We start from the raw sequence: 21,701 nt of genomic DNA on the forward strand, positions 1-21,701 counted from the left end.
CTCACGTCACATCCGTCACTCGATCGAAGTATTCGTTCGAGTTGTCCGTTCGAGCTGAGAGCATAGGTGCCGCATCTGTACAGGAGGGAGGGGCACATGCCCGAGCGAGGGGCGCCGATACCGCACACGTCCCGGGCGGCAGCACCCCGGCAGGCGGCACCCGCCGCGCGCCGCACCGGTCTGCTCGTCACCCTCGTCCTCGGCGGGCTGACCGCCACGCCCCCGCTGGCGATGGACATGTACCTCCCCTCGCTGCCGGAGGTCACCGACTCCCTGCACGCGTCCGCCGCGACCGTGCAGCTCACCCTCACCGCCTGCCTGGCCGGCATGGCGCTGGGCCAGTTGGCCGTCGGACCGCTCAGCGACAGGCTGGGCCGCCGCCGCCCGCTCCTCGCCGGTCTCGCCGTCTACGTCGTCGCCACCGCCCTGTGCGCGCTCGCGCCCACCGTCGAACTGCTCGTCGCCTTCCGGCTGGCGCAGGGACTCGCCGGCGCCGCCGGGATCGTCATCGCCCGCGCCGTCGTCCGCGACCTGTACGACGGCAACGCCATGGCCCGGTTCTTCTCCACCCTGATGCTCATCTCCGGCGTCGCCCCCGTCGTCGCCCCGCTGATCGGCGGGCAGATCCTGCGGTTCACCGACTGGCGGGGCGTGTTCGTCGTGCTCACCGCGGTCGGCCTGCTGCTCGGCGCCCTGGTCTGGGCGCGACTGCCGGAGACGCTGCCGGCCGCCGAACGGCACTCCGGTGGCGTCCGCGAGGCCCTCGGCGCGATGCGGGGCCTGCTCGCCGACCGGGTCTTCACCGGGTACATGCTCGCGGGCGGCTTCGCCTTCGCCGCGCTGTTCGCCTACATCTCCGCCTCGCCGTTCGTCATCCAGGAGATCTACGGCGCCTCCCCGCAGACCTTCAGCCTGCTGTTCGGCCTGAACTCCATCGGCCTGGTCGTGGTCGGCCAGATCAACGGCAAGATCCTCGTCGGCCGGGTCCGGCTGGACCGGGTGCTGGGCGCCGGTCTCGCGGTCGTCGCCGCCGCGTCGGCCGCGCTGCTGCTGATGACCCTGGGCGTCTTCGGCGAGGTGGGGCTCGCGCCCGTCGCCGCCGCGCTGTTCGTGCTGATGTCGGCGATGGGCGTCGCCCTGCCCAACACCCAGGCGCTGGCCCTGATGCGGGTCCGGCACGCCGCCGGGTCGGCCTCCGCGCTGCTCGGCACCACCTCCTTCCTCATCGGCGCGATCGCCTCCCCGCTGGTCGGCGTGGCCGGAGAGGGAACCGCCCTGCCGATGGCCGTCGTCCAACTGGCCGCGGCACTGGTGGCGGCGGCCTGCTTCGTGGGAATGTGCCGTCCCTGGAAGAGCGGCACCGCACACGCGGGCGCGGAGGGGGAAGAGAGCTGAGCGTACCGAGACTGCGCACCGACGCACCGGAGCGCGCCGGACTGGACCCCGGCGAGCTGCGGCACCTCGTCCGGGAGGTCCACGACCTCACCGCCGGCGACCGCCCCTGGTCGCCCGGCGCCGTCGTGGCCGTCGGCCGGGGACCGGTGCTCGCCGTGGAGGAGGCCGCGGGCTGGGCCGTACGGTACGCGGCGTACGACCCCGACAGCGGCACCGGCGTGGAACTGCCGCCGCCGGCCCGGGTGCCGGCCACCCTCGGCACGCCCTTCGACCTGGCCTCGCTCACCAAGCTGTTCACGTCGGTCGCCGCCGTGCAGCAGATCGAGCGGGGCACGCTCGGCATCGACGCGGAGGTCGGCGCGTACCTGCCGGACTACCACGCCGCCGCCGCGCACCGCGTCACCGTCCGCCAGCTCCTCACCCACACCTCGGGGCTGCGGCCCGAACTCCCGCTGTACGACTGCGCCGACGACGGGGAACGGCTGGACCTGCTGCGCGCCGAACGGCCGGCCGGCCCGCCCGGCACGTACCTCTACTCCGACCTGAACATGCTGCTGCTCCAGCAGGTCCTGGAGCGGACCACCGGCCGCCCCCTCGACGTCCTCGTCCGCGACGGCATCACCCGGCCGCTGGGCATGACGTCGACCCGCTTCGGGCCGTGTCCGGGCGCGGCGGCGACGGAGGACCAGCGGCGGCCCTGGGCCCGGACCGACCGGGGGATGCTGCGCGGGATCGTGCACGACGAGAACGCCTGGGCGCTGGGCGGGGTGGCCGGGCACGCCGGGCTCTTCTCGACCGCGCGGGACCTGGCGGTGTTCTGCCGGGCGCTGCTGGCGGGCGGCTCCTACGGGCCGGCCCGGATACTCGGGCCCGACTTCGTGGAGCTGATGCTGAGCCCGCCGGGCCTCGGCTTCGCCCTCGACCAGAAGTGGTTCATGGGGGAGCTGGCGGGGCGCGGGGCGGCCGGGCACACCGGCTTCACCGGCACGATGCTGGTGCTCGACCGGGCCACGGACACCTTCCTGGTCCTGCTCGCCAACACGGTCCACCCCTGCCGTCGTCCTCCGGACAGCCGCCCGCGCGCCGCACTGGCGTCCCGGGTGGCTCGGGCGGTGCGGGGGTTGTGAACGGGGTTCACGGGCCAGGGGGGCAGCCCGCGCGGGACTGTGAGCGCGGTTCACGCCGGTCGGGCAGTGCGGGGCTGGCAGCCTGTGCGGGGTTGTGAGCGCGGTTCACGCCGGTCGGGCAGTGCGGGGCTGGCAGCCTGTGCGGGGTTGTGAGCGCGATTCACGCCGGTCGGGCAGTGCGGGACTGTCAACCCGCGCGGGACTGTGAGCGGCGCTCACGCCACCCGGGTGGCACGGCACGGGCAACGTGCCTCACCCTGTGAACCGGGTTCACGGCCGCCCGTCGAGCCTGCGCAGCCCACCCGTAGAATCGGTGGGTGACCGCCCCCGCACCTCCCGCCGACGCCCTGCGTGCCGCCCTCGCCGGGCTGCTGGACGGGCTTCCGCCCCGGCAGGCCGCGCAGGCCGTGGACCGGCTGATCGCCAGCTATCGGGGCGCCACCCCGACCGACGCCCCGATCCTGCGGGACCGCGCGGACGTCGCCGCGTACGCCGCGTACCGGATGCCCGCGACCTTCGAGGCGGTACGGGCGTCCCTCGCGGCCTTCGCCGAAGCGGCGCCGGGCTGGGTGCCCGGGGACCACGTCGACCTCGGCGGCGGCACCGGCGCGGCGACCTGGGCCGTCGCCGCCACCTGGGGCGGCGCCCGCACCTCCACCGTCCTGGACTGGGCCGAGCCCGCCCTCGCCCTGGGCCGGGAGATCGCCGCCGGCAACCCGGCGCTGGCCGGCGTCCGCTGGCAGCGCGCCCGGATCGGCGCGGCGCTCACCCTGGCGGAGACCGACCTCGTCACCGTCTCCTACGTCCTCAACGAACTCACCGCCCCCGACCGCGCCGCCCTCGTCGAGGCCGCCGCCGCGGCCGCGCGGGCCGTCGTCGTGGTCGAGCCCGGCACCCCCGACGGCTACGCCCGGATCATCGAGGCCCGCGACCGGCTGACCGCCGCCGGCTTCCACATCGCCGCGCCCTGCCCGCACAGCGCCGCCTGCCCCATCGCGCCCGGCAGCGACTGGTGCCACTTCTCCGCCCGGGTCAGCCGCTCCTCCCTGCACCGCCAGGTCAAGGGCGGCTCGCTCGCCTACGAGGACGAGAAGTTCAGCTACGTCGCCGCCGCCCGCTTCCCCGTCGCCCCCGCCGCCCACCGCGTGGTCCGCCGCCCGCAGATCCGCAAGGGCCAGGTCCTGCTCGACCTGTGCGAGACCGAGCCCGCCCTCGCCCGGACCACGGTCACCAAACGCCACGGCGACCTCTACCGGGCGGCCCGCGACACGGACTGGGGCGACCCGTGGCCCCCGGCGGGGGAGTAGCACCCCGCGCCCCCGCCCCTCGCCCCGCACTCCGCCTCGCGCCCCCGCCCCGCCGCGAGACGCAGCGTCTTGTCACCCTGGTAGGTTCGGACCCATGCCCGTTGAGAAGCGCCGCAGCGAGAAGTCCCGCAGGGCCATCTACGACGCCGCCCTCGCGCTCGTCACCGAGGTCGGCTACCCGAGGACCACCATCGAGGGCATCGCCGCCCGCGCCGGCGTAGGCAAGCAGACCATCTACCGCTGGTGGTCCTCCAAGGCCGACGTCCTGCTGGAAGCCTTCCTCGACCTCGGGGAGCGGACCGCGCGGGCCGCGGGCCAGGACCCGGACGACCACGCCGTCCCGGACACCGGCGACCTCGCCGCCGACCTCAAGGCCGTGCTGCGGGCCACCGTCGACGAACTGCGCGACCCCAGGTTCGAGGCGCCCAGCCGCGCCCTGGCCGCCGAGGGCCTCGTCGACCCCGCCCTCGGCCGGCTGATCGTCGCCAAGCTGCTGGAACCCTCCCTCCAGCTCTACGTCGACCGGTTGCGCGCCGCCCAGCGGGCCGGCCAGGTCCGCCCCGACATCGACCCGCGCATCGCCCTGGAACTCTTCGTCTCCCCGCTCGCCCAGCGCTGGCTCCAGCACACCGCCCCCTTCTCCTACGAGTACACCGACACCCTCGTCGACTACGCGCTGTACGGACTCGCTCCGCGCTGAGCGGGCGACTTCGTGCGGCCACGACCCCGAGGCGGGAAATGGTGAGACCATGGGGCATGCTGATGCGCACGACGGCGAGGCGAGGGGATAGATGAGCGCGGAGTTCGGTGGCCGCACCGGCCGGCGGGGCAAGCTCTCCCAGTGGCTGCGCGGACGCCGCCCGAAGGACACCGCCGACGAGGGCGGCCGGGAGACCCTGCTGCTCGCCGCCGCCGGAGCCGGACTGCCGCTCGCGCCCGCCGCCCACCCCGCCGGCTACCGCTGTTCCTGCGACCGCGTCGGCTGTCCCACCCCCGCCCGGCACCCGGTGTCGTTCGCCTGGCAGACGCAGTCCACCACCGACCGCGCCCAGATCGAGCGCTGGGCCCGGCACCAGCCGCAGGCCAACTTCATCACCGCCACCGGCATGGTCCACGACGTCCTCGACGTGCCCCTGGAGGCCGGCCGCGAGGCGCTGGAGAAGCTGCTCGCCACCGACGTCGAGGTCGGCCCGGTCGCCGAGAGCGACGACGGCCGGATGCTCTTCTTCACCCTCACCCGCGGCACCCCCGAGGACGAGGACGAGTGGTGGCCGTGCGAGCTGGACTGCCACCCCGAGACCATGGACGAGCACCCGGGCCTGCGCTGGCACTGCCGCGGTTCCTACGTCCTGGTACCGCCCGCCCGGCTCCCCGGCGAGCAGGGCGTGCACTGGGTGCGCGGCCCCGAGCACCCGCTGCCCGAGCCGCTGACCCTGCTGGAAGCCCTGACCGACGCCTGCGCCCGGCACGCCGGCACGGACGCCGACCAGCAGGGCGCGAGCTGGCCGCTCCGCCGCTGACCAGAAGCCCGGCCTCGGACCCCACGGCCCGGACCCCGCAGCCCGGAGCCGCTACTCGCCCTTCGCGGTCGTCAGCCCCTGCACCCGCCCGAGGATCGCCACCCGGCCGGACCCGGCGCCCTTCGGCGGATCGAGGGCGACCTCGTTGGAGACGAACTCCATCGTCAGCGACTGCTTGATCTCGCCGTCCGTCAGCGCCAGCACGTCCCGGTTGGGCGTCGGCACCGAGGCGCCCCGCGCGGCGGTCTGCTTCTCGTAGTGCCGGGTGGTGAAGAACACCAGCGCCCCGCCGTCCTCCGTGCGCAGCGCCAGCGGCGCGTAGTCGCCCTGGGCCAGCGGCTCGTCGATGTACTGCGTGGCCAGCCCCGGGCGGACCGACCGCTTCTTCCGCAGCGCCCGCCAGGCACTGGTGTGCGCGCCGGGCGCGAAGGCGTCCCCGCCGTCCTTCAGGTACGCCGTGTACTCCTCGCTCAACTCGCCCGGAGACACGGCCAGTTCCGCCGAGTCGGCGGGCACGGCCTCGGCCCAGCCGTCCTCGTCGGTCCTCACCTCGGGGACGTCCCCGGGGGCGACCAGCGTCAGATAGGCCACCTCCCAGGGCTCCCCGAGCCCGTCCCGGGTGAAGACCAGCAGCCAGCGGACGTCACCGCCCTTGTTGCCGCGGGCGTCGGCGAGGAACCAGCGGGGCCAGCCCGCCTTCTCGGGGATCGTGAACTTCGCGTCCGTCAGCTTCAGCGGCGAGTGCGCGGGGTTGCCGCCGGGGTGGTTCACCCGGCCCGCCGTCAGCCGGGCCGTGTCGATGTCGGCGAGGGCACCGGCGGTCCGGTCGGCGTCCAGCTTCGCGTCGTACGCCTTGTCCGCCTTGTTGTACGCGGTGGTGAACGCCGTCAGGGCCGCGGCGGCCTCGGCCCGGGTCGCCGCCGGGAGCACCTCGCGCTCGCCGTGCACCACCACGCAGCCGCTCGCCGTCACCGTCACGGCGGCCACCGAGACGGCGGCCAGCACGCGCTTGAGAAGCCCCCGAGGGGCGCGATCCCTGCTCATCAGGTTCCTCCACCTTCCCCTTCCCGGAGGCGAACCCTACCGGGACGGACACCGCCCCGGCCGCCCGGTCCGGCAGCGCCCGCACCGGTGCTTGAATGCCCCTGTGACTGACTACGACGTGCTGCGCGTGTTCTGCGCGGCGAACGGCGGCTACGGCAACGAACTCGGCGTCGTCCGGGACGGTTCCGTACTGCCGGAGCGGGCGGAACGGCAGGCCCTGGCCGCCGAACTCGGCTTCAGCGAAACGGTGTTCGTCGACGACCCCGAGCGCGGCGCCATCGACATCTACACGCCCACCCTGCGCCTGCCCTTCGCCGGTCACCCCTGCGTGGGGACGGCCTGGCTGCTCGACGTGCCCGAACTCGTCACCCCGGCGGGCGTGGTGGGCGCCCGGCAGGACGGGGAGTTCACCTGGATCGAGGCGCGGGCGGAGTGGGCGCCGCCGCGCACCCTGCGCCAGTACGCCACGGCCGCCGAGGTCGACGCCCTGCCGGTGCCGCCCGAGGGGGAATGGATCTACGCCTGGGCCTGGGAGGACGAATCGGCCGGCCGGGTCCGCGCCCGCGGCTTCCCCGGCCGCGTCGATGAGCGCGGCGACAGCCGCTCCAGCCGAGCCGGTGCCCGCACCGGGGGCATCGGCGAGGACGAGGCAACCGGCGCGGCGGCCCTGCTGCTCACCGCGCGACTGGGCCGCGCCCTGAACATCGCCCAGGGCGCGGGCTCGCAGATCCTCACGGCACCGCAGCCCGGCGACCGGGTGGAGATCGGCGGACGGGTCGTCCTGGAACGCTGAGGCGCTACGGCAGGGTGAGGATCTCCGTGCCGGTCCCGGTCACCACCAGGGTGTGCTCGAACTGGGCAGTCCGCTCGCGGTCCTTGGTGACGACCGTCCAGCCGTCGTCCCACATGTCGTACTCGTGCGTCCCCAGCGTCAGCATCGGCTCGATGGTGAACGTCATGCCGGGCCGGATCACGGTCGTCGCGTGCGGACTGTCGTAGTGCGGGACGATCAGGCCCGAGTGGAACGCGGAGTTGATCCCGTGCCCGGTGAAGTCCCGCACCACCCCGTACCCGAAGCGCTTGGCGTAGGACTCGATGACCCGGCCGATGACGTTGATCTGCCGGCCCGGCCTGACCGCCTTGATCGCGCGGTTCAGGGCCTCCCGGGTGCGCTCGACCAGCAGCCTGCTCTCCTCGTCGACCTCGCCGACCAGGTAGGTGGCGTTGTTGTCGCCGTGCACCCCGCCGATGTACGCCGTCACGTCCAGGTTGACGATGTCGCCGTCGCGCAGGACGGTGGAGTCGGGGATGCCGTGGCAGATGACCTCGTTGACGCTGGTGCACAGCGACTTGGGGAAGCCGCGGTAGCCGAGCGTCGAGGGGTAGGCGCCGTGGTCGCACATGTACTCGTGCGCCACCCGGTCCAGCTCGTCCGTCGTCACGCCCGGCGCGATCAGCTTCGCGGCCTCGGCCATCGCCCGCGCCGCGATCCGCCCGGCCACCCGCATCGCCTCGATCGTCTCGGGTGTCTGCACCTCGGGACCCGTGTACGGGGCCGGCGCGGGCTTGCCGACGTACTCGGGACGCCGGATGTTTCCGGGCACGGAACGGATGGGGGACAGCTCCCCTGGGACGAGCAGCGACTGGCCAGACATGTCAGCGAGTCTAACCAGCGGGCATACGAGACCATGTCCCTGGCGAAAGGAGCCGGTCATGGCCCTGTTCAAGAAGCGCACGGTCGGAAAACCGGGCGAGTGGTACTACTGCTTGGAGCACCACAAGGTGGAGGAGGGGCCGGAGTGCCCCGCCAAGAACCGTTTCGGCCCCTACGCCTCCCGGACCGAGGCGGAACACGCGATGCAGACCGCCCGCGAGCGGAACCTCCAGTGGGAGAACGACCCGAAGTGGCACGACGCGGCGACGGGCTCCGCGGACGATTGACGTCCGAGGGGGCGGGGGGCTCCGTCATGGGGCGGCTGCGGGAGCGTCGTGGCTGGTCGCGCGGTTCCCCGCGCCCCTTCAGGGCGCTCCCGTCAGGGGCGCGGGGAACCGCGCGAGCCACCACGCGCGAGCGTTCGACGGACGACGAGCCGTCACCAAGCCGTCGGCGGCGCAGCCGTCAGATGGTCGGCCAGGCGGGACAGCCGGTCCCGGAACCCGCGCCGCCCCCGCGGCAGCGGCCCCGCGTTCTCGCCCGCCGCCGCGCTCACCAGGTGCTGCACCGTGTCGAGGTCCAGCTCCGCCCCCCGGGGCACGGGCAGCGTCTCGTGGGCCAGCGCCGCCAGCCCCCCGCCCGCCGCGCCGAGCGCCAGCACCGCCGCCCCCGCCCGCCGCGCGTCGTGCACCCGTTCCAGCAGGTCCGCTTCCGGCTCGTCCGGCGCCACCACCAGCAACGTCTCCCCGCGCCGGGCCGCCGCCAGCTTCCCCGGACCCACCGACAGGTGCGCCGGGTCGCAGGGCCGCGCGCCGTGCCGTACCAGCGTCGGCGCCAGCTCCGGCGTCCCCGACCAGGCGGCCTCGTCGACCAGGTGCGCCGCCAGATGCCACGGCTCGTACGCCGCCGTGCCCACCAGCAGCAGCCCGCCCCCGTGCGGGACCACCCGGCCCCGCAGCTCCCCGGCGAACCTCCGGGTGGCCCCCAGCCACTCCGTCCCGGCGAGCACTTCCCGCAACAACGCGACCCGTACGGCGTCCATGGCGCCGCATCCTGCCGCAAGCGGCCACTCGTGACCCACGGTTCACCCGGAATTCGCCCGAAGCGGGCAGGAGCCGCCCATGAACGACACCTCCGTTGTGTTCCGCGCCGGTGACGACGGGTACGCCAGCTTCCGTATCCCGGCCGTCGTCGCCACCGGCCCCGCCACCCTGCTCGCGTTCTGCGAGGGCCGCGTGAACGGGCCCGCCGACCACGGCACCATCGCCATCGTCTCGAAACGGTCCACCGACGGCGGCCGCACCTGGGGCCCGCTCCGGGTCGCCGCCGACAACGGCGACGGCCTGGCCGGCAACCCCGCCCCCGTCGTCCTCGACACCGGCCGCGTCCTGCTCGTGCACGTCCGCAACGCCGGGCACGCCACCGAGGACGCCATCCGGCGCGGCACCGTCGGCGCCGGGGACGGCCGCCGGGTCTGGGTGCGGCACAGCGACGACGACGGCCGCACCTGGTCGCCCGCCCGCGAGATCACCGCGAGCGTCAAACGCCCCGACTGGCGCTGGTACGCCACCACCCCCGGCCACGCCCTCCAGCTCCGCGGCGGCCGGGTCGTCGTCCCCGCCAACCACTCCCTGGCCGCCGGCCCCGACGGCGGGCACTGCCTGCTCAGCGACGACCGGGGCGAGACCTGGACCCTCGGCTACGTCGACGACGGCGACGGCACCGCCGCCCGGATCGCCGCCAACGAGTCCACCGCCGCCGAACTCCCCGACGGCCGCCTCTACGTCAACGCCCGCACCGCGCCGCCCTCGCCCGCGCCCCGCGCCGACGCGTACTCGGCGGACGGCGGCCGGACCCTGACCGCGCCCTTCCGCCCGCAGCCCGGCCTGACCGGACCCGTCTGCCAGGGCAGCGTCCTCCAGCTCCGCGACCCGGACCTGCTGCTGTACTCCGGGCCCGCCGCGCCCGGCGCCCGCGCCCGGATGACCCTGCGCGCCTCCACCGACGGCGGCGCCACCTGGCACCCGGCCCACACCGTCGACGACCGGCCCGCCGCCTACTCCGACCTGGTCCGCGTCGACGCCCGCACCCTCGGCCTGCTGTACGAGACCGGCGACGGCGGACCGTACGAGACGATCACCTTCCTACGGGTGCCCGTAGCTCCGCCCGCCTGATCCGGTACGGCCGGCCGGGCGGACGTAGGCTCGGGCCCATGACCTCTACCGACAGTGCCGCACAGAAGGCCCCCGCCAAGGACCCCTGGGACCTGCCCGACGTCTCCGGGCTGACCGTCGGCGTGCTCGGCGGGACCGGGCCGCAGGGCAAGGGCCTGGCCTACCGGCTCGCCAAGGCCGGCCAGAAGGTGATCGTCGGCTCCCGGGCCGCCGAGCGTGCGCGGGCCGCCGCCGAGGAACTCGGCCACGGAGTCGAGGGCGCCGACAACGCCGAGACCGCCCGCCGCAGCGACATCGTGATCGTCGCCGTCCCCTGGGAGGGCCACGGCGACACCCTCGCCGCGCTCCGCGGCGAACTGGCCGGCAAGCTCGTCGTCGACTGCGTCAACCCGCTCGGCTTCGACAAGAAGGGCGCCTACGCCCTCAAGCCCGAGGAGGGCAGCGCCGCCGAGCAGGCCGCCGCCCTGCTGCCGGACAGCAGGGTCACCGCCGCCTTCCACCACCTGTCCGCCGTCCTCCTCCAGGACCCGGAGGTCGACACGATCGACACCGACGTGATGGTGCTCGGCGAGGCCCGCGCCGACGTCGAGACCGTGCAGGCCCTGGCCGGCCGCATCCCCGGGATGCGCGGCGTCTTCGCCGGGCGGCTGCGCAACGCCCACCAGGTGGAGTCGCTGGTCGCCAACCTGATCTCCGTCAACCGCCGCTACAAGGCGCACGCGGGACTCCGCGTCACGGACGTATGAGGCGATGGGGGACACTGGGGGGCATCAGCCATGCCGCCCGTGTCCCCCGACAGGAGCCGACCCCATGCCCCGCCTCGCCCTCTACGCCCTGATCGTCTGCGTGCTCGCCGTCGTCGCGGCCGTCCTCTCCTTCGTGCAGGGCGTCGTGCTGGTCGGCGTCGTCTGGGTGCTGCTGGCCGGACTGTCGTCCAACATGTGCTGGTACTACGTCAAGCGCGGCCGGGACGCCCGCCGGTCCGTCAGCCGCTGACCGAGCAGATCTCGTCCGTCTGCCAGAACCGGTACAGCTCGTAGCCGCAGTACGAGTCGAAGTCGTCGATCCCCAACGCACACAGGATCGCGTCGACCGCGTCGAAGAACACGCCGTTCAGCGCGGGCACCCACAACAGCGCGAACACGAACAGCAGACCGAACGGCGCGAACGGCTCCACCTGCCGCCGCACCCCGTGCGACAGCCAGGGCTCGACCACCCCGTAGCCGTCCAGGCCCGGCACCGGCAGGAAGTTCAGGATCGCCGCCGTGACCTGGAGCAGCGCCAGGAACGCCAGCGCGGACCGGAAGTCGCGGGGCACGCCGTCCAGGGCGCCCAGCCAGAACGGGGCCGTGCACACCACGGCGAACAGCACATTGGTCAGCGGGCCCGCCGCCGAGATCAGACTGTGCCGCCAGCGGCCCCGGACCCGGCCCCGCTCGATGAACACCGCCCCGCCCGGCAGACCGATCCCGCCCATGACGACGAAGACCACCGGCAGCACGACGCTCAGCAGCGCGTGCGTGTACTTCAGCGGGTTCAGCGTCAGATAGCCCTTGGCGCCGACCGAGATGTCACCGCCGTGCAGGGCGGTGCGCGCGTGCGCGTACTCGTGCAGGCAGAGCGAGACGACCCAGGCGGCCGTCACGAACAGGAACACGGCCAGGCCCGGCTGCTCGGCGAACCCGGTCCAGGTCGCCCACCCGGTGACCGCGGCCACGGCGACGATCCCGAGGAAGACCGGACTGATCCGCCGGTCGCCGGCGCGGGCGGGTGCGGTGGTCATGAGAAGAGGGCTCCTGGAGTGTGGTCGGAAGAGTAGACCGTACCGGTGACGACAGGGGAACGTCCCGCGCGCCGGCCCGGGTTCCGGGGGCCGGTCCGGGTGCCGGTGAACCCGGAGGCGGCCGGCGCGCGTCCCCGGGGACAATGGACCCCGTGCGTTACCGCGTCCTCGGCACCACCCAGGCACTCCGCCCCGACGGCAGCCCCGTCCCGGTCGGCGGGGCGAGGCTGCGCGCGCTGCTGGCCGCCCTGGCCCTGCGGGCCGGCCGGACCGTGCCGGCCGGCCTGCTGGCCGACGAGGTCTGGGGCGCCGACCCGCCCGCCGACGCGGCCGGCGCCCTGCAGGCGCTGGTCGGCCGGCTGCGCCGCGCGCTCGGCGCCGACGCGGTCGCCTCCGCCGACGGCGGCTACCGGCTGACGGCCGCGCCCGACGACGTCGACCTGCACCGGTTCGAGAAGCTGGCCGACGAGGGCGCCCGCGCGCTGGCCGACGGCGACCCCGCCAAGGCGGCCGTCGTCCTGGACGACGCCCTCGCCCTGTGGCGCGGCCCGGTCCTCGCCGACCTGCCCGACCGCGCCGCCGAGGCGGCCCGCTGGGAGACCCGCCGCCTGGACGCGCTGCGCACCCGGCACACCGCCGCCCTCGGCCTCGGCCACGCCGAGCGGTCGCTGCCCGAACTGACCGCGCTGTGCGACGCCCACCCGCTGGACGAACCCCTCCAGGCGCTGCGGCTGCGCGCCCTGCGCGACACCGGCCGCACCGCCGAGGCCCTCGCCGCGTACGAGGAGGTGCGCCGCCACCTCGCCGACCGCCTCGGCACCGACCCGGGGCCCGCGCTGCGCGCCCTGCACACGGAGCTGCTCCGCCCGGACCCGCCGCCGGAGCCGGACGCCGGCGCGGCGCCGGGCGCCGCCGCCCCCGGGAGCGGTCCCGCGCAGACTTCCCGGCCGCAGCGCCCCCGGGGCAACCTGCGGGCCCGGCTCACCTCGTTCGTCGGCCGGGACGGCGACATCCGGGCGCTCCGGGACGACCTGCGCGCCGCGCGGCTGGTCACCCTGCTCGGGCCCGGCGGGGCCGGCAAGACCCGGCTGTCGCAGGAGGCCGCCGAGGCCGCCGGGAACATCGCCCCCGACGGGGTGTGGCTGGCCGAGCTGGCCCCGGTGGACGACCCGGCCGCCGTACCCGAGGCCGTCCTGACCGCCGTCGGCGCCCGCGAGACCGTGCTGTACGGCGCCGGCGCCGAGGAGATGCGGGCCGCCACCGACCGCCCCGGCACCGCCGTCGAACGGCTGGTCGAGCACTGCGGCCGGCGCCGCATGCTGATCGTCCTGGACAACTGCGAGCACGTCGTCGACGCCGCCGCGTACCTCGCCGAGCACCTGCTGGCGCACTGCCCGCACCTGACCGTCCTGGCCACCAGCCGCGAACCCCTCGGCGTCCCCGGCGAACTGCTCCGCCCGGTCGAGCCGCTGCCCGAGCCGGCCGCGCTGGAACTCCTCGCCGACCGGGGCGCCGCCGCCCGCCCCGGCTTCCGCACCGAGGAGGACCCCGAGGCGTGCGCGGAGATCTGCCGCCGCCTGGACGGACTGCCGCTCGCGATCGAACTGGCGGCGGCCCGGCTGCGGATGCTCACCCCCCGCCAGATCGCCGACCGCCTCGACGACCGCTTCCGCCTGCTCACCTCCGGCAGCCGCACCGTCCTGCCCCGCCAGCAGACCCTGCGCGCGGTCGTCGACTGGTCCTGGGAACTGCTCGCCGAGGACGAACGCGAGGTGCTGCGCCGCCTGTCGGTGTTCGCCGGCGGCTGCGACCTGGCCGCCGCCGAGGCCGTCTGCGGACCCGCCGCCCTCGACGCGCTGGGCTCCCTGGTCGACAAGTCCCTCGTGGTCGCCGCGCCCACGGGAGACGGGGAGATGCGCTACCGGCTCCTGGAGACCGTCGCCGAGTACGCCGCCGAACGCCTCGACGAGAGCGGCGGGCGCCGCTCCGCCGAACGCGCCCACCTGGTCCACTACCGCGAACTGGCCCGCACCACCGACCCGTTCCTGCGCGGCCCCGGCCAACTGGACGCCATGGCCCGCCTGGAGCGGGAGTACGAGAACCTGCGCACCGCGCTGCGGCACGCGGTCGCCGAACGCGACGAGCAGGAGGCCCTCTGCCTGGTGCTGTCGCTGGTCTGGTACTGGCAACTGCGCGACCTGCGGGTGGAGGCCCGCACCTGGTGCAGCGAGGCCATGAGGCTGGGCCCCGACCCGTTCACCGAGCCGGTGGTGCCCGCGCGGCCGGTCTGGCAGCGCTGCACCGAGGCGCCGCCCCCGATGACCGGCGAGGTCCTCGCCGAGGCCCGCCGCGGGGTGCACCTCGCCCACCTCGCCTGCATGGACACCGAACTGGACGCCTGGCAGAACCCGGCCGCCCAGACCAAGCTGCGGATCATCGCCGACTCCTACGAACCCGGGCTGCCGCAGATCTGCCGCAGCCCCGGCATGCTCTGGTGGTTCGCCGTGATGCTGACCGGCGACGTCGACCGGCTGCGCACCATCATGGACGCCTCCGTCCGCACCTGCCGGGAGACCCCCGGCTTCGAATGGGAGCTGGCCGGGGCGCTCCAGATGCGCGCCAACCTGCTGGCCAACCGCACCGACTGGGCCGGCGACGCCGCCCGCGACGCCGACGAGTCGCTGGAGATGTTCCAGCGGCTCGGCGACACCTGGGGCACCGCCGAGGCCCTCTCCGCCCGCGCCGAGGCGTACGAGCGCAAGGGCGAGTTCCTGCGCGCCGCCGCCGACTACGAGGCCGCCGCCGGGCACGCCGAGCGGCTCGGCGCACACGCCCAGGTCGACGTCCTCGACGCCCGGCTGGGCAGCGTGCTGCTGGAGGCGGGGCAGGACGAGCGGGGCGAGCGCATCCTGCGCGAGGTGATCGGCCGGACCGAGGACGCGGCGCACAACGGGGCGATGCCGGCCGCCCGGCTCTTCCTGGCCGCCCGGCTCGGCATGACCGGCCGGACCGCCGAGGCCCGCGAGCAACTGCGACTGCTGCGCGAGCAGTTCACCATCGCCCACTTCGTCGTCTTCGACGCCTTCATCCTCGGCGCCGAGTCCTGGCTGAGCGCCCTGGAGGGCCGTTACGAGGACGCCCTGGCCACGGTCCGGCAGGCGCTGGAGCGGTCCACGGCCCCGCTGTCCGAGGCCGTCGCCCCGCACATGCGCGCCTCCTACCTGGCGATCGCCGCGATGTCCCTGGCCCGCGTCGACGGCGGGCGCCGGGCCCGGGACGCCGCCCGCTGCCTGGGCGCCGCCGCCGCGCTGCTGCCGCCCGGCCACGTGGAGAGCGGCACCGAGAAGGACGCCCGGACCCGCGCCACCGAGTGGGCCCGCCGGGCCCTGGACGCCGCGGAGTTCGAGGCCGCGTACGCCGAGGGCGGCGGCCTCTCCCCGCAGGAGGCCGCCGCCCTGGTCTGACCGCGCACCGGTCAGCTCTTGGTACGGAACTTGTGGATCGCGACCGGCGCCATCACCGCCGTCAGCCCCACCGACCAGGCCAGCGTCACCCACAGGCCGTGCGCGACCGGGCCGCCCACCATCAGCCCGCGCGCCGTGTCCGCGAGGGAGGACAGCGGGTTGTAGTCGGTGAACGCCTGGAGCCAGTCCGGCATCGACTGGGTCGGCGCGAAGATGGACGAGCCGAACTGGAGCGGCATCAGCACCAGGAAGCCCATCGCCTGCACGGACTGCGCGCTCTTCATGACCACGCCGAGGGTGAGGAACACCCACATCAGGGCGGAGCCGAACACCGCGGACAGCCCCACCGAGGCCAGCAGCCCGACCCAGTCGGTGATGTCGAAGCCCACCAGCAGGGCGACGACCAGCAGCACCACGGTGGCGAACAGCATCCGCAGCAGCTCCACCGCGATCTTCGCGAACAGCACCGAGCCGCGCCCGATCGGCAGCGACCGGAAGCGGTCCATCACGCCGGAGTTGAAGTCCTGGTTGAAGCCCGTCCCGACCCCCTGGGCCATGTTCATGCCCAGCATGGCCATCAGGCCGGGGATCACGTACTGCACGTACGCCTGCTGTCCGCCGCCCAGCGACTGGCCGATCGAGCCGCCGAAGACGTACACGAAGAGCAGGGTGAAGACGACCGGGAACAGGATGGCGTCGAACATCGACTCCGGGTCCTGCCGAATCCACAGCAGGTTGCGGCGGACCAGCGCACCGGTGTGGCGCAGATGGCCGCGCAGCGAGATCCGGGCGTCGGGAGTGAGGACGGCGGACGTGGGGGCGGCGGCGGTCATACGGCGACCTCTTCGCGGGTGTCGGCGGGCGTGGCGTCCTGCGGGGCACTGGCGCGGTGGCCGGTGAGGGACAGGAACACCTCGTCCAGGCTGGGCAGTTCGGTGGTGATGGAGGCGAGCGTGATGCCGCGTGCGGTGACCGCGCCGACCACGGCGGTGAGCTGCTCGTCGCTGAGGATGGGCACCAGCACCGCGCCGCGCTCGGTGTCCACGGTGGTGGAGGCGAGCCCGGTGATGCCGAGTTCGTCCAGGAACGCGGCGAGCGGGCGCAGGTGCAGCGGGTCGGCCGGGCGGACCCGCAGGGTGCGGCCGCCGACCTTGGCCTTCAGCTCCTCGATGCCGCCGTTCGCGATCACCTTGCCGCGGTCGACCACGGTCAGCTCGGTGGCGAGCTGCTCGGCCTCCTCCATGTACTGGGTGGTGAGCAGCACGGTGACGCCGTCGCCGACCATCCGCTTGACCTCGTCCCACACCTCGTTGCGGGTGCGCGGGTCCAGGCCGGTGGTGGGCTCGTCCAGGTAGAGGACGGCCGGGCGGCCGATCATGGAGGCGGCCAGGTCGAGGCGCCGGCGCATACCGCCGGAGTACGTGCTCGCGGGCCGCTTGGCGGCCTCGGTGAGGGAGAACCGCTCCAGGAGTTCGTCGGCGCGGGCCCTGGCCTCCTTGCGGGGCAGGTCCAGCAGCCGGCCGATCAGATAGAGGTTCTCCCAGCCGGGCAGCTTCTCGTCCACCGAGGCGTACTGCCCGGTGAGCCCGATCACCCGGCGCAACTGCCGGGGCTGCCGTATCACGTCGTACCCGGCGACGGTGGCCTGGCCGGCGTCGGGGGTGATGAGGGTGGACAGGATGCGCACCAGGGTGGTCTTGCCGGCGCCGTTCGGGCCGAGCACGCCCATCACGGTGCCTTCGCTGACATCGAGATCGACACCGTCCAGTGCTTTGGTCTCGCCGTAGTGCTTGACCAGCCCCCGTACGGACACGGCGGTGCCGGCGCCGCTGGGGTCGTCGTGGATTCGCTTCATGCCGACGACGGTGCCAGTCGCCACCGACAAACCGCCGACAGGCCGCCTACAGCCACCGACATCCCGCCGACACCGCCCCGGGCACCGCTCCCGATACCGCCCCCGCACACCGGAGCCCCGCCGACGGGGGAAGATCGGCGGGGCCCGGTGTCGTACCGCGGTGGCTCAGTGGACGGAGTGCTCCTCCTGCGGGAACGTTCCGCCGACGACGTCCTCGGCGAACGCCCGCGCCGCCTCGCCCATGACCTGGCGCAGCTCGGCGTACTTCTTCACGAACTTCGGCATCCGCCCGCCGGTCAGCCCCATCATGTCGGTCCAGACCAGGACCTGGGCGTCGGTGTCCGGGCCCGCGCCGATGCCGACGGTCGGGATGTGCAGCGACCTGGTCACCTCGGCGGCCAGCTCGGCCGGCACCAGCTCCAGGACGACCGCGAAGGCGCCCGCGTCCTGCACCGCCTTGGCGTCCCGCAGCAACTGCTGGGCGGCCTCCTCGCCGCGGCCCTGCACCCGGTACCCCATCGCGTTCACCGACTGCGGGGTGAGGCCGATGTGCGCCATCACCGGGATGCCGGACTCCACCAGCAGCTCGATCTGGCGGTGCGAGCGCTCGCCGCCCTCCAGCTTCACGGCCCCCACCCCGGCCTCCTTGACCAGCCGGGTCGCCGAGCGCAGCGCCTGCACCGGGCCCTCCTGGTACGAGCCGAACGGCAGGTCCGCGACGATCAGGGCGCGGCCGGTGCCCCGGACGACGGCCGCGGACAGCATGGTCATCTCGTCGAGGGTGACCGGGACGGTGGTGTCGTACCCGAGGTGGCAGTTGCCCGCCGAGTCGCCGACCAGCATGACCGGGATGCCGGCCTCGTCGAACACGGACGCGGTCATCGCGTCGTACGCGGTGAGCATGGGCCACTTCTCGCCGCGCTCCTTGGCGAGGGCGATGTCCCGGACGGTGATGCGGCGGTTGCTCTTGCCCCCGTACAGCGCCCTGCCGCCGTCGGCGGGCCTGGGGGATGCGCTCTGGGCAGCCGGAAGCTGCGTCATGGCAACGGCTCCTTCATGTCATCTCGAGGCGCCCTGACGGCGTCCCCGGATCTCCTCCATGGTGGCACCTCGTGCCATCGAGGGCCAGAGCACCCCCGGCCCCGGATGCCGGGCCCGGATTGTGCGGATTTCGTCACAGCGTCCCGGACCGTCTCCACAACCGGAACCGCGCATGGCGATTTCTTCGTCGTCGTCACCGTACGGCCGCCGGTGCGGCGGCGGAACGGAGCCGATCATCCCCTAGGGTTTCTCGGACACGGGGGGTGACGGTGTGTAAGGCAAGTGGTGAGGCAACGGTATGGCGCGGCAGGCTTACGTGACGGAGACCGACAGCGGCGGCCCCGGTTCCGGGCGCCGCGGGGACCGGCTGCGCCGCCTGTGGGCCGGGCCGGCCTCCGGATGGCGCGGGGACCGCGGGATCTGGCGCCGGGGCCTGGTCACCGCCGCGGTCGCCCTGCTGCTGGCCGCGGTGACGGCCGGGCACTCGCGGATTCCGAACGTGGTCGGCAACCTCGGCAGCCTGGTGGAGACCTTCCTGCCCTGGTTCGGGCTGCTGATCCCGGTGCTGCTGGTGATCGCCCTGCTGCGCAGGTCGGCGACGGCCCTGATCGCCGTCCTGGTCCCGGCGGTGGTCTGGCTGAACCTCTTCGGCGGGCTGCTGTTCACCAAGTCCGGCGGCGGCGGCGACCTGACGGTGGCCACGCACAACGTCAACGCCGACAACGCCGACCCGGCCGGCACCGCCCGCGCCGTGGCCGCCTCCGGCGCCGACGTGGTCGCCCTGGAGGAGCTGAAGGCGTCGGCGGTGCCGACGTACGAGAGGGTGCTCGCCCCGACGTACCGGCACCACGCGGTCGTGGGCACCGTCGGGCTGTGGAGCAAGTACCCGCTGAGCGGGGTCCGGGCCGTCGACATCGAGCTGGGCTGGAAGCGCGCGATGCGGGCCGCCGTCGCCACCCCCGAGGGGCCGGTCGCCTTCTACGTCGCCCACCTGCCGTCCGTACGGGTGAAGCTGGAGGCCGGGTTCACCGCCCGGCAGCGGGACCGCAGCGCCGACGCGCTGGGCGAGGCGATCAAGGACGAGCCGGTGGCCCACGTGATCCTGCTCGGCGACCTCAACGGCACCATGAACGACCGCGCGCTGAACGCGGTGACCGCCCAGATGCGCTCCACGCAGGGCGCGGCGGGCGACGGGTTCGGGTTCAGTTGGCCGGCGTCGTTCCCGATGGCCCGGATCGACCAGATCCTGGTGCGGGGCGTCGAGCCGGAGAGCAGTTGGACCCTCCCCGAGACGGGCAGTGACCACCTGCCGGTCGCCGCGCGTGTGAGGGTCGACACATCCGGTTCCTGAAAAGCCCAGGTCATCCCCTTTCCGACCGGCGCCGGAAACCCCTGCGTCACCTCGCGGAATACTCACCCTGAGAGTCTTTGTTCCGTACGGGAACATAAGAAGTGTCCGCTCGTCCCCGTCATCCCTCCCGTACGCGCATCGCTGTCGCTTCCGCTCCGAAAGGCGAAGACCCTCATGCCCCTGGCCCTGCTCGCCCTCGCCGTGGGTGCCTTCGGCATCGGCACGACCGAGTTCGTGATGATGGGCCTGCTGCCCGACGTCGCGGACGACCTGGGCATCTCGATCCCCAGCGCCGGCCACCTGGTCTCGGCGTACGCGCTCGGCGTCGTCATCGGCGCCCCGCTGCTCGCGGCGGTCACCGCGCGCATGCCCCGCCGTACCGTGCTGATCGGCCTGATGGCGCTGTTCGTCATCGGCAACGCCCTGTCGGCCGTCGCGCCCGGCGAGGGCTCCCTGCTGGCCGCCCGCTTCGTCAGCGGTCTGCCGCACGGCGCGTTCTTCGGCGTCGGCGCGGTGGTCGCCACCGGCATGGTGGCGCCCGAACGCAAGGCCCGGTCCGTCTCCCTGATGTTCCTCGGCCTGACCGTCGCCAACATCGTGGGCGTCCCCGCGGCCACCGCCATGGGCCAGCAACTGGGCTGGCGGGCGACGTTCCTCGGCGTCAGCGCGATCGGCGTGGCGGCGATCGCGGCGCTGGCCTTCCTCATCCCCCGCGACCACGCCCCCGCCCCGGCGACCGGCCTGCGCGGCGAGCTGTCGGCGCTGCGCTCGCTGCCCGTCTGGCTGGCGCTCGGCACCACCGTCGCGGGCTTCGGCGCGCTGTTCTCCGCGTACAGCTACATCACGCCGATGCTGACCGACGCCGCCGGGTTCGCCGATGCCAGCGTGACCCTGCTGCTCGCCCTGTTCGGCGTCGGCGCCACCGCGGGCAACCTGCTCGGCGGCCGGCTCGCCGACCACTCCCTGCGGGCCACCCTCTTCGGCGGCCTGGCCTCCCTGGTCCTGGTCCTCGCCCTGTTCCCGCTGCTCATGCGTACGGAGGTCACGGCGGCGCTGGCGGTGGCGCTGCTCGGCGCGGCGGCCTTCGTCACCGGCTCCCCGCTGCAGTTGATGGTCATGGAGAAGGCGTCGGCGGCCCCGTCCCTGGCCTCCTCCGCCAACCAGGCCGCCTTCAACCTCGCCAACGCCGGCGGCGCCTGGATCGGCGGCCTCACCCTCGCCGCGGGCCTCGGCGTCACCTCCCCGGCCCTCGCGGGCTCGGCCCTGGCGGTCCTCGGCCTGCTGGTCGCGGGCACGGCGTACGCGGTGGACCGCCGGACACCCCGGCCCGGCCGCGAACGGGTGGTCGCCACCCACGTCCCGCCGACCCCGGAACGGGCCCACCACGGCTGACGCGGGCGGGCCCACGAGGACTGACGCGGACGGGCCCACGATGGATGACGCGGGCGGGCCCACCACGGATGACGCGGGCGCGGCGCCGCCCGCCGCAAGGTCAGCGCCCCGGGCCCCCGGCCGAAGCGCGCCGACGTCACATGTCGGCGTAGCCGTACACCCGGTCGAAGCGCCCGACGGCGAGATCCTCGCGGCGGATCAGCCAGGTGACGACGGCTTCCTCGCGGCGCCAGGCGGCGAGGACGGTCCAGTCCCCGCCGTCCTCCGGCGCGGCCAGCGGGTTGTCGTTGAGCACGACGGGCTGCCCGCCGAGGGCGAACGTCCAGACCGGCCACGACCCGCCGACGGCCCTCCAGGCGTCGCCCAGTTCCCCGCCCAGCTCGTACTGCTCGTCGTCGGGCTCCTCCCACCGGGACTCGGCGTAACTCTCCCCGTCCAGCGGGGAGAGGTGCCGCCACACCGTGCGCAGCTCCTGCTCGGCGAACGGCCCGTACACACTGAGCCTTTTCCATCATCGGTCTGAGCTGGCCAAATGCAGGGTCATGACCGCTCGGACGAGGCTTGTGACGCGAGTGGTCGAGCACCGCAGCTTGC

General features: G+C 74.3%; 21 protein-coding genes and 1 pseudogene. 13 read left to right on the forward strand and 9 right to left on the reverse strand.

The window, feature by feature from the left end; all coding sequences use genetic code 11:
• The first annotated feature begins 96 nt into the window (after positions 1-96).
• The 5 genes from ACFY32_RS02350 to ACFY32_RS02370 all read left to right on the forward strand — a co-directional run bounded on the left by ACFY32_RS02350 (position 97) and on the right by ACFY32_RS02370 (position 5,349).
• A complete protein-coding gene (locus tag ACFY32_RS02350; protein ID WP_359191032.1) occupies positions 97-1,395 on the forward strand; it encodes a multidrug effflux MFS transporter in 1,299 nt (432 codons plus the stop codon).
• Positions 1,338-2,522: a serine hydrolase domain-containing protein gene (locus tag ACFY32_RS02355; RefSeq protein WP_359191030.1), complete on the forward strand. Its 1,185-nt coding sequence runs from the start codon at positions 1,338-1,340 to the stop codon at positions 2,520-2,522. Before ACFY32_RS02350 ends, ACFY32_RS02355 begins: the two co-directional genes overlap by 58 nt.
• 317 nt (positions 2,523-2,839) lie before the next feature.
• Positions 2,840-3,829: a small ribosomal subunit Rsm22 family protein gene (locus tag ACFY32_RS02360; RefSeq protein ID WP_359191028.1), complete on the forward strand. Its 990-nt coding sequence runs from the start codon at positions 2,840-2,842 to the stop codon at positions 3,827-3,829.
• A 94-nt stretch (positions 3,830-3,923) separates the two neighbouring features.
• Positions 3,924-4,529 carry a TetR/AcrR family transcriptional regulator gene (locus ACFY32_RS02365; protein WP_390673215.1) on the forward strand — a complete coding sequence of 202 codons (606 nt, stop codon included), beginning with the start codon at positions 3,924-3,926 and terminating at the stop codon, positions 4,527-4,529.
• Positions 4,530-4,620: 91 nt separating this feature from the next.
• Positions 4,621-5,349 carry a bifunctional DNA primase/polymerase gene (locus tag ACFY32_RS02370; RefSeq protein ID WP_390673216.1) on the forward strand — a complete coding sequence of 243 codons (729 nt, stop codon included), beginning with the start codon at positions 4,621-4,623 and terminating at the stop codon, positions 5,347-5,349.
• 51 nt (positions 5,350-5,400) lie between these two features.
• On the opposite strand, the gene ACFY32_RS02375 is transcribed toward ACFY32_RS02370, so the two are convergent.
• Positions 5,401-6,393, reverse strand: coding sequence for a hypothetical protein (locus ACFY32_RS02375; protein ID WP_390673217.1), 993 nt, complete (start codon positions 6,391-6,393; stop codon positions 5,401-5,403).
• Between the two features lie 103 nt (positions 6,394-6,496).
• Here ACFY32_RS02375 and ACFY32_RS02380 point away from each other — a divergent pair, with 103 nt between their 5' ends.
• Positions 6,497-7,186 carry a PhzF family phenazine biosynthesis protein gene (locus ACFY32_RS02380; RefSeq protein ID WP_359191017.1) on the forward strand — a complete coding sequence of 230 codons (690 nt, stop codon included), beginning with the start codon at positions 6,497-6,499 and terminating at the stop codon, positions 7,184-7,186.
• Positions 7,187-7,190: 4 nt separating this feature from the next.
• Here the strand turns inward: ACFY32_RS02380 and map are convergent, their stop codons facing one another.
• Positions 7,191-8,048 carry a type I methionyl aminopeptidase gene (map, locus tag ACFY32_RS02385; protein ID WP_359191014.1) on the reverse strand — a complete coding sequence of 286 codons (858 nt, stop codon included), beginning with the start codon at positions 8,046-8,048 and terminating at the stop codon, positions 7,191-7,193.
• 58 nt (positions 8,049-8,106) lie between these two features.
• On the opposite strand from map, the gene ACFY32_RS02390 reads away from it, so the two are divergent.
• Positions 8,107-8,334, forward strand: a complete 228-nt coding sequence (locus tag ACFY32_RS02390; protein ID WP_359191011.1) for a hypothetical protein — start codon at positions 8,107-8,109, stop codon at positions 8,332-8,334.
• Positions 8,335-8,486: 152 nt separating this feature from the next.
• On the opposite strand, the gene ACFY32_RS02395 is transcribed toward ACFY32_RS02390, so the two are convergent.
• Complete coding sequence (locus ACFY32_RS02395) at positions 8,487-9,089, reverse strand: hypothetical protein (protein WP_390673218.1); 603 nt, start codon at positions 9,087-9,089, stop codon at positions 8,487-8,489.
• Positions 9,090-9,168: 79 nt separating this feature from the next.
• Between ACFY32_RS02395 and ACFY32_RS02400 the strand changes: the two genes are divergently transcribed.
• The 3 genes from ACFY32_RS02400 (at position 9,169) to ACFY32_RS02410 (ending at position 11,217) form a co-directional block, all read left to right on the forward strand.
• Positions 9,169-10,221 (forward strand): sialidase family protein, encoded by a 1,053-nt coding sequence (locus tag ACFY32_RS02400; protein WP_359191005.1) that lies wholly within the window; start codon positions 9,169-9,171, stop codon positions 10,219-10,221.
• 38 nt (positions 10,222-10,259) lie between these two features.
• On the forward strand, positions 10,260-10,967 hold the full coding sequence (gene npdG, locus ACFY32_RS02405) for an NADPH-dependent F420 reductase (protein ID WP_390673219.1): 708 nt from the start codon (positions 10,260-10,262) through the stop codon (positions 10,965-10,967).
• Positions 10,968-11,031: 64 nt separating this feature from the next.
• Complete coding sequence (locus ACFY32_RS02410) at positions 11,032-11,217, forward strand: hypothetical protein (RefSeq protein WP_359190999.1); 186 nt, start codon at positions 11,032-11,034, stop codon at positions 11,215-11,217.
• Here ACFY32_RS02410 and ACFY32_RS02415 read toward each other — a convergent pair.
• Complete coding sequence (locus ACFY32_RS02415) at positions 11,207-12,004, reverse strand: site-2 protease family protein (RefSeq protein WP_359190996.1); 798 nt, start codon at positions 12,002-12,004, stop codon at positions 11,207-11,209. The two genes, ACFY32_RS02410 and ACFY32_RS02415, sit on opposite strands and share 11 nt — an antisense overlap.
• 143 nt (positions 12,005-12,147) lie before the next feature.
• On the opposite strand from ACFY32_RS02415, the gene ACFY32_RS02420 reads away from it, so the two are divergent.
• A complete protein-coding gene (locus ACFY32_RS02420; RefSeq protein WP_390673220.1) occupies positions 12,148-15,468 on the forward strand; it encodes an ATP-binding protein in 3,321 nt (1,106 codons plus the stop codon).
• An 11-nt stretch (positions 15,469-15,479) separates the two neighbouring features.
• Here the strand turns inward: ACFY32_RS02420 and ACFY32_RS02425 are convergent, their stop codons facing one another.
• The 3 genes from ACFY32_RS02425 to panB all read right to left on the reverse strand — a co-directional run bounded on the left by ACFY32_RS02425 (position 15,480) and on the right by panB (position 18,364).
• Complete coding sequence (locus ACFY32_RS02425; RefSeq protein ID WP_359190990.1) at positions 15,480-16,301, reverse strand: ABC transporter permease; 822 nt, start codon at positions 16,299-16,301, stop codon at positions 15,480-15,482.
• Positions 16,298-17,323: an ATP-binding cassette domain-containing protein gene (locus ACFY32_RS02430; protein WP_390673221.1), complete on the reverse strand. Its 1,026-nt coding sequence runs from the start codon at positions 17,321-17,323 to the stop codon at positions 16,298-16,300. Before ACFY32_RS02430 ends, ACFY32_RS02425 begins: the two co-directional genes overlap by 4 nt.
• A 165-nt stretch (positions 17,324-17,488) precedes the next feature.
• Positions 17,489-18,364 carry a 3-methyl-2-oxobutanoate hydroxymethyltransferase gene (gene panB / locus ACFY32_RS02435; RefSeq protein WP_359190985.1) on the reverse strand — a complete coding sequence of 292 codons (876 nt, stop codon included), beginning with the start codon at positions 18,362-18,364 and terminating at the stop codon, positions 17,489-17,491.
• A gap of 298 nt (positions 18,365-18,662) precedes the next feature.
• On the opposite strand from panB, the gene ACFY32_RS02440 reads away from it, so the two are divergent.
• Positions 18,663-19,715 carry an endonuclease/exonuclease/phosphatase family protein gene (locus ACFY32_RS02440; protein WP_359190982.1) on the forward strand — a complete coding sequence of 351 codons (1,053 nt, stop codon included), beginning with the start codon at positions 18,663-18,665 and terminating at the stop codon, positions 19,713-19,715.
• Between the two features lie 174 nt (positions 19,716-19,889).
• Positions 19,890-21,107 (forward strand): MFS transporter, encoded by a 1,218-nt coding sequence (locus ACFY32_RS02445; protein ID WP_390673222.1) that lies wholly within the window; start codon positions 19,890-19,892, stop codon positions 21,105-21,107.
• A gap of 136 nt (positions 21,108-21,243) precedes the next feature.
• Here ACFY32_RS02445 and ACFY32_RS02450 read toward each other — a convergent pair whose 3' ends face one another.
• Together ACFY32_RS02450 and ACFY32_RS02455 are read right to left on the reverse strand one after the other, a co-directional pair.
• Entirely contained in the window at positions 21,244-21,603 is a 360-nt protein-coding gene (locus ACFY32_RS02450; RefSeq protein WP_390673223.1) for a hypothetical protein, read from the reverse strand.
• Positions 21,604-21,618: 15 nt separating this feature from the next.
• A pseudogene (locus tag ACFY32_RS02455) lies at positions 21,619-21,701 on the reverse strand (IS5/IS1182 family transposase); the annotation flags it as partial.

This window comes from Streptomyces sp. NPDC000134 (assembly GCF_042899225.1).
In the GTDB taxonomy this organism is placed as follows: Bacteria; Actinomycetota; Actinomycetes; order Streptomycetales; family Streptomycetaceae; genus Streptomyces.

Excerpts from the sequence above, each read along its gene's own strand:
- ACFY32_RS02370 (WP_390673216.1), top strand. The coding sequence starts at position 4,621 with ATGAGCGCGGAGTTCGGTGGCCGCACCGGCCGGCGGGGCAAGCTCTCC.
- npdG (WP_390673219.1), top strand. The coding sequence starts at position 10,260 with ATGACCTCTACCGACAGTGCCGCACAGAAGGCCCCCGCCAAGGACCCC.
- ACFY32_RS02390 (WP_359191011.1), top strand. The coding sequence starts at position 8,107 with ATGGCCCTGTTCAAGAAGCGCACGGTCGGAAAACCGGGCGAGTGGTAC.
- ACFY32_RS02365 (WP_390673215.1), top strand. The coding sequence starts at position 3,924 with ATGCCCGTTGAGAAGCGCCGCAGCGAGAAGTCCCGCAGGGCCATCTAC.
- ACFY32_RS02410 (WP_359190999.1), top strand. The coding sequence starts at position 11,032 with ATGCCCCGCCTCGCCCTCTACGCCCTGATCGTCTGCGTGCTCGCCGTC.
- ACFY32_RS02420 (WP_390673220.1), top strand. The coding sequence starts at position 12,148 with ATGGACCCCGTGCGTTACCGCGTCCTCGGCACCACCCAGGCACTCCGC.
- ACFY32_RS02395 (WP_390673218.1), bottom strand. The coding sequence starts at position 9,089 with ATGGACGCCGTACGGGTCGCGTTGTTGCGGGAAGTGCTCGCCGGGACG.
- ACFY32_RS02425 (WP_359190990.1), bottom strand. The coding sequence starts at position 16,301 with ATGACCGCCGCCGCCCCCACGTCCGCCGTCCTCACTCCCGACGCCCGG.
- ACFY32_RS02440 (WP_359190982.1), top strand. The coding sequence starts at position 18,663 with ATGGCGCGGCAGGCTTACGTGACGGAGACCGACAGCGGCGGCCCCGGT.
- ACFY32_RS02430 (WP_390673221.1), bottom strand. The coding sequence starts at position 17,323 with ATGAAGCGAATCCACGACGACCCCAGCGGCGCCGGCACCGCCGTGTCC.
- ACFY32_RS02350 (WP_359191032.1), top strand. The coding sequence starts at position 97 with ATGCCCGAGCGAGGGGCGCCGATACCGCACACGTCCCGGGCGGCAGCA.
- ACFY32_RS02375 (WP_390673217.1), bottom strand. The coding sequence starts at position 6,393 with ATGAGCAGGGATCGCGCCCCTCGGGGGCTTCTCAAGCGCGTGCTGGCC.
- ACFY32_RS02400 (WP_359191005.1), top strand. The coding sequence starts at position 9,169 with ATGAACGACACCTCCGTTGTGTTCCGCGCCGGTGACGACGGGTACGCC.
- ACFY32_RS02445 (WP_390673222.1), top strand. The coding sequence starts at position 19,890 with ATGCCCCTGGCCCTGCTCGCCCTCGCCGTGGGTGCCTTCGGCATCGGC.
- panB (WP_359190985.1), bottom strand. The coding sequence starts at position 18,364 with ATGACGCAGCTTCCGGCTGCCCAGAGCGCATCCCCCAGGCCCGCCGAC.
- map (WP_359191014.1), bottom strand. The coding sequence starts at position 8,048 with ATGTCTGGCCAGTCGCTGCTCGTCCCAGGGGAGCTGTCCCCCATCCGT.
- ACFY32_RS02415 (WP_359190996.1), bottom strand. The coding sequence starts at position 12,004 with ATGACCACCGCACCCGCCCGCGCCGGCGACCGGCGGATCAGTCCGGTC.